This window comes from Seohaeicola sp. 4SK31 (assembly GCF_028802875.1).
GTDB lineage: Bacteria > Pseudomonadota > Alphaproteobacteria > Rhodobacterales > Rhodobacteraceae > Seohaeicola.
Genome location: NZ_JARAMP010000058.1, coordinates 1 through 5,482, shown reverse-complemented (window position 1 = coordinate 5,482; position 5,482 = coordinate 1). Strand labels below are relative to the sequence as shown.

The 5,482-nt window shown below is 58.3% G+C and carries 3 protein-coding genes and 1 pseudogene; all 4 read right to left on the bottom strand.

Going from position 1 to position 5,482, the window contains the following annotated elements; translation table 11 throughout:
- Positions 1 to 381: pseudogene (locus tag PVW27_RS21130) on the bottom strand (site-specific integrase); the annotation flags it as partial.
- A 568-nt stretch (positions 382 to 949) separates the two neighbouring features.
- Positions 950 to 2,170, bottom strand: a complete 1,221-nt coding sequence (locus PVW27_RS21125; protein WP_101923154.1) for an MFS transporter — start codon at positions 2,168 to 2,170, stop codon at positions 950 to 952.
- 267 nt (positions 2,171 to 2,437) lie between these two features.
- On the bottom strand, positions 2,438 to 3,793 hold the full coding sequence (locus tag PVW27_RS21120; protein WP_012112698.1) for an IS1380-like element ISPme1 family transposase: 1,356 nt from the start codon (positions 3,791 to 3,793) through the stop codon (positions 2,438 to 2,440).
- Between the two features lie 300 nt (positions 3,794 to 4,093).
- On the bottom strand, positions 4,094 to 5,482 hold a 1,389-nt coding region (locus PVW27_RS21115), incomplete at its 5' end, for a DUF3987 domain-containing protein (RefSeq protein ID WP_274561138.1).

The window sequence follows — 5,482 nt, the reverse complement described above, 5'->3', positions numbered from 1 at the left end:
GCTGCCCTTGCTCAGCCCCAAATTCGCTGCGTTGTGCCTGTCAAAAAACTCTATCACATCATGTCGGCAGACAGGCCGGTTGCCGAACCAATCGGCTTTCCGCATCAACCATTTCACACGTGATGTCAGTGTCCCTTTGCCTGCTGCACTCAGCGCATCCAGAAGCTGTTGATAGGTCTGCGGACCACTCTCTGCGGCTGACGTCAGTTCCTTGTTGGTCGCTTTTGACAAGGCGACCAACGTCTTGTGCCGGGGTTTCAATCCAGGGATCGACAGGATGTCGGAGACTGCCTTGGAGCCGAGGCCTGCCCGCAGGGACAGCGCACGCATCGATTCTCCAGTTGTTTCCAGATAGTGCTTGAGCGCGATTTGAACGGTCATGGATGCAACATCCCTTTTTCTACTGACCGTCCTTGTCGACTTCCTCTGCGATTCCGAGGTCGAGATCCGGTCTTCCGTGGGAAGAAGACCGGGCTCGGACGAGGAAGACGGCGAGGTCTTCCTCTGTCACCTTCCAGGGTCTACCCAACTTGCGGGCCGGGAGTTTCACCCGTCCGTTATCCGTCGGGCAACCATGAATGATCTCGGATATACCAAGTTTCTCACATAGTTCCGTATTTGTGCCGCAAACACCGTGTGGTGGTCATCGATGCGATGGAAGCTGCGGTGCGTCTTGCGGTGGCTGCAATTGGCGTCAGTACCCCGCAAAAGCGGCGGCAAATGGGGTCACATCAAACAATCCCGCAATAGGCAGAACAGGCAGCAGTTGCACCGACGGCCATGTTCAATGCCCGGATGTCAGCGGCAGGGCTTTGCCACCCCTGTCGCAATGACCTGCATGGGATTCTGCTGACAGGGGTCTTGATCCGGCAGGGCAGGCTTTGACTGTGCCCACATATCTTGTCCCGCGTTTGGCAAAGGGCTTTACGCACGCCATGGCGTTTTGCGCCTAACGGGCGCCTTGGGCAAGATTTCTGGCTTCAGGGCGGGCACGCAGAGTCAGCATTGCCCATGCTCCAACCAGCGGCCCCGGCAGCAAAAAGAGAAAGGCCCATTGCCAACCGCCGATCAGCTCTGCAAAGAGAGGAAGGCCCCAGATGGCCAGCACGGTCAGCGCAAATCCGATCCCCATCTGCAATGTCAGGGCGGTGCCAACAAATGCGCTGTCGGCCAGTTCTGTCACCGCTGCTGAAAACTGGGCGCTGTCACCGACCACCGAAATTCCCCAGACAACAGCCAAAAGCCCGAGGATGAACGTGGGGCCATCAAAGAACAGCCCGATCAGGGCTGCACAACCCGCCGACACCAGCATCATCCCTGCGCAGGTCAGGCAGCGCCCTATGCGATCGGACAGCCAGCCACCCAACAAGCACCCCAGGACACCTGATGCGATGACAATAAAGCTGAACATGGACGCTGATCCAAAAGGAAAGGTATTCAGACCCGCCTCGGCCGCAGTGGCAAAGGTCACAATCCACGCCCACATGGCATAGAGTTCCCACATATGCCCGAAATAACCGATATTGGCCAGAAGCAGCGGCCTGTTGGAAAAGACTGCCAACGCTTTGCGTGGGTCGAAGCTGGCCTTGCCAAAAGGATGAGGGCCTTCATGTAACAGGGTCGCGAACATCAGGGCTGCGACCAGAGCCGAGATCGATGTTGCCCAGACCACCGCACGCCAGTCCAGCCCACTGGTCATTGCGCGCACCAGATGCGGCATGGATGACCCCAGCGTCAGCGCGCCAATCAGGAAGCCCAGTGCAAGTCCACGCCCCTGTACGAACCATGTTGCCATCAACTTGAGGGCGGGCGGGTAAACCCCCGCCAGAGCCATGCCGGTCAGAAAGCGTAGGGCAATCGCACCCTCTGGCCCCAAAAAGGGCAGTGCTGCATTGGCCAGTGCAGCCAGCACCGCTGATGCAGTCATCAGCCGGTGCATGGAGATAATGTCGGGCAGGTTGACAAGCGATGCGCCGATTGCCCCCACGACGAAACCGACCTGCACAGCATTGGTCATCCATGCCGCCTGTGACGCTGACAGATTCCATTCTACGATCAATGCGGGCATGATCGCGGTTGCCGAAAACCATGTTGCAAGCACGCCGACAACACCGGTGCAGATGATTGCCAGTATCCGCCAACGCAAGACGGCCTGTGGCGCGGTGGTCATGTCAAAGCCCTTTCAGCTGCATCCGGTAAATCTCGCCCCTCTTTCACCGACATTCCCCAAGTGGCCTGCCGCTTGACTTCAAGATCGCCTGATTTTGCTCGCTGGGCAAGCGTTCTTCGCCCCGAGCGGTGTCTGTCGTCGCGCAAACGGCCGAAGTCGGGTGGATCAAGCCTCGAACCCGCAGCATTCTGGCCCGGCAGAGCCGCTTTCCCGCGCGGCAGACGGACCTGTCCTGCCGCTTTCGTTCAGCTTGGGCATGGATCGTGGTCATGCGCATGACGGAGGCGTTCGAAGACGGCGGATGGCGGCAAGGACGGCCCGCACCATCGGGCCGGTGACGGCGACCTCGGCCAACTGGAAGGTAATGGCGCGGGCGTGGCGGACGACGCGGGCGCCGATCTTGATCAGCTTGAGTTGCAGGCTGGTCAACGACCAGTCCGCCATGGCCTCGGGCAGTTCGATGCAGCGCAGGAAGGTTGCCAGGTTGTAGGCCAGCGCGTGCAGTTGCAGCCGCACCTCGTTGTGCCGGAACTTCCGGCATGACAGCCGCGTCCAGCGAAAGGCATATTTGCCTTCCTTGATGTGCTGCTCTGCGGTGCCGCGCTGGTTGTAGAACCTCACCACCCAGTCTGGCTCCATCGGCAGGTTGGTGACGATGAAGCCGACTTTGGGGAACAGCTCGCCCGGATGCCATTCGATCTTGGCGATGACGCGGCGCGGCTTGTCCCAGGACGCCGCCTGATACTCGAAGTCCTCGAAGAACCGTTTGACCTTGGTCAGCGAAGGCCGTCCCACGGGCCGTGTCAGCCGATGCGCGATCTTCTCGCGCAAGACGGCGTTGGCGGGCAGACGGATGGCGTAGAAGAACCTGGCTTCTTCCAGCCGCATATAGATCGCGGGGATCGCGTAGGCAGCGTCGGCCCGGAAGAAGCGTCCACCAAGGTCGCGGCCAGCATATCGGGCAATGACGGGATCAAGGACATCCCGCCAGCCATCGGCGCTGTGGACATTGCCGTTACGCAGGGCGCAGCGCTCCAGCATGCCAAACTGGTTGAACAAGAAGATGGGGTGATAGCAGGTGCAGTCGAAATGCCCGTTCCAGGCAGCACCTTCCTGATCGCCGTGGGTGGGGCTGACCGAGCTGTCCATGTCCAGCACGATGTATTTCAACCCGTTGCGGTCATGAAACCGGTCGATCCATTGGCCGTTCAGATCGGCCAGCGCCGCCCGGTTCGCGGCCAGAGCCAGCGTCTCGGTCTCGAACCGTCCCATCTGCGATGCCGAAGCAGCTTGCGCCTCGACGGCCCTGCCGCCAACGACCTGACGCATCACGGGATCGAGGGCCAAGCGGTCGGCATCGTTCACATCCTCGTATCCGGCCAGTCGTCCGAACACCGATTGCCGGAACAATCCGTCAAGCCGATGGAGCGTGTTCTTCCCGGTGCGGCTGTCTCGCAGCGCCTCCGACGCCAGATTGGACAGGCCGAGCACGTCATCAAGCTCGCGCATCACCAGCAGGCCACCGTCTGAACTGATCTGCGCACCACGGAACTCCAGACGCACACGGCGGTCGAAATCAACCCGATCTCCCCGCGCCAAGCCCGCACCCTCCAGGTGATCCATGAAACGCGCCCCTCGCAGCCGTCAACGCCATGATTTATATGCGAAATATCACGATTACGACAGCGAAATCAGCGACTTACTTGGAGAATGTGGGATGATCCAGTCTCGGATAGTATGCGGATCGCAATCGAACATCTTGCCGAGCGCAGCTGTGTCGTAGAATTTTTGGGCCATTTCCGTATCTCCATTGTGCGGCAATAGCGGAATTAAGCCCCTGTCAGACTGGACCCAAATTTGATCAATGATCTTCTTGGTCGCCTTGGCAAATAGCCTTGACGCTTGGTCCGAAGGGTCGATTGCTCACCCATTGCTGGCGAGTGACAGGTAGAGCTGGACCACGTTTTCCTGGTCATCCGTGACGGCGTCATTGACCGCCTCCTGAGGAGCCGCCTTGGCTCGGTAGGCGCGTAGCAGTTCGCGCACACGGCGTTCATTCCGCTTGCGTTCGTTAAGCTTCAAACGCTCATGTATCCGATCACGCTCGGCATAGAGTGCTGCGGTCCGTTCCCCAGGACTGCTGCTCTTGTCGAACAGGTCCGGCATTTCTGTAATCTGCTGAAGGATCGAAACAATCTCTGCGATCTCGCCCTTCTCATATTCAGCACGAACCTTTCCACTCATCCGTCGCTGGACGTTTCGTCCCGTTGGCGCTTGTCCGTCGCTCTCGACCTTCTTGACGATCGCCGCAACTTTCTGAACTTTCGAAGTATGTCCCTTGTCATACTCCTGAACGATATAGAGGGCGCTTCGGAAGTGATATTCGGCATAACGTGTCGCCAGTTCCGCCGTTTCGACATCAATCGGGTGCCGGGACTTTCCCAGCAAGAATTGCAGCACGACGAGATAACGCAAAACAGAGAAACCGATCCGTCTAATAAACGATCGGGGCAAGGGACTTTGACCCCAAGTGTCGCGCAAGCCGCTCCACCATTTCCGCAAGAACGGGAGCACATCGGGGCCCAGAGTGTAGGCATCTGAGGCACCTGGCTGCGCGCAGAACGCTGACCAGATTTCCGCCAAGGCTTCCCGGCGCCGCGGCACCTCAGAACCCTCAAAGTAGAGAAAATGCTCAAAAATATCCGTATCGCGACGTGGGGACGCGATATAGTAATTGAAGCGCTGGCAGAACCCATCCAACATGCTGGTAATGTCGATATCGGACTGCCAAGTTTCGGTGACGGACAATCCGTGAAATGTGAAAGCAGGCTTTTCGACTACCAGCTTTTCCTTTTCAGATTTCAATCGATTGGCGATCGGGCTGTGCGAGTAAGCTGACAATAACCACCCCTTGAAACTCATGTAGTGAGTTTGTGTCAGCACCATGTTGAAGAATTTTCCCACTTCATCCTGGAACCAGAAAGCACCGTTGTCTTGGTGCAGATCCATGATCCATTGTGCAGCGGTTGAACCTGTCGGCAAATGCGAAATGGTGTGCTCACTCAGATCAAGAATTTTGTCGATTTCCTCTGAGGCCATCGTTTTTGAGCTGCCTGACGGTGCCAGACCGACGGTCCAAAGCGTTGGCAGGACCCGACCAACGCCTGTCACCTGCAGATAGGCACCATTCAGAGGTGGTTCGGTTGATCTGAACAGTTTCCAGGCGTTTCGTAAGTGGTTTTCCGCCTTGGTTATGCCGCTACCGCCTCGGGGCGCGGCTGGTTGAAGTAGGCCTGATCGGGGGTTTTCCCG

Excerpts from the sequence above, each read along its gene's own strand:
- PVW27_RS21125 (WP_101923154.1), bottom strand. The coding sequence starts at position 2,170 with ATGACCACCGCGCCACAGGCCGTCTTGCGTTGGCGGATACTGGCAATC.
- PVW27_RS21120 (WP_012112698.1), bottom strand. The coding sequence starts at position 3,793 with ATGGATCACCTGGAGGGTGCGGGCTTGGCGCGGGGAGATCGGGTTGAT.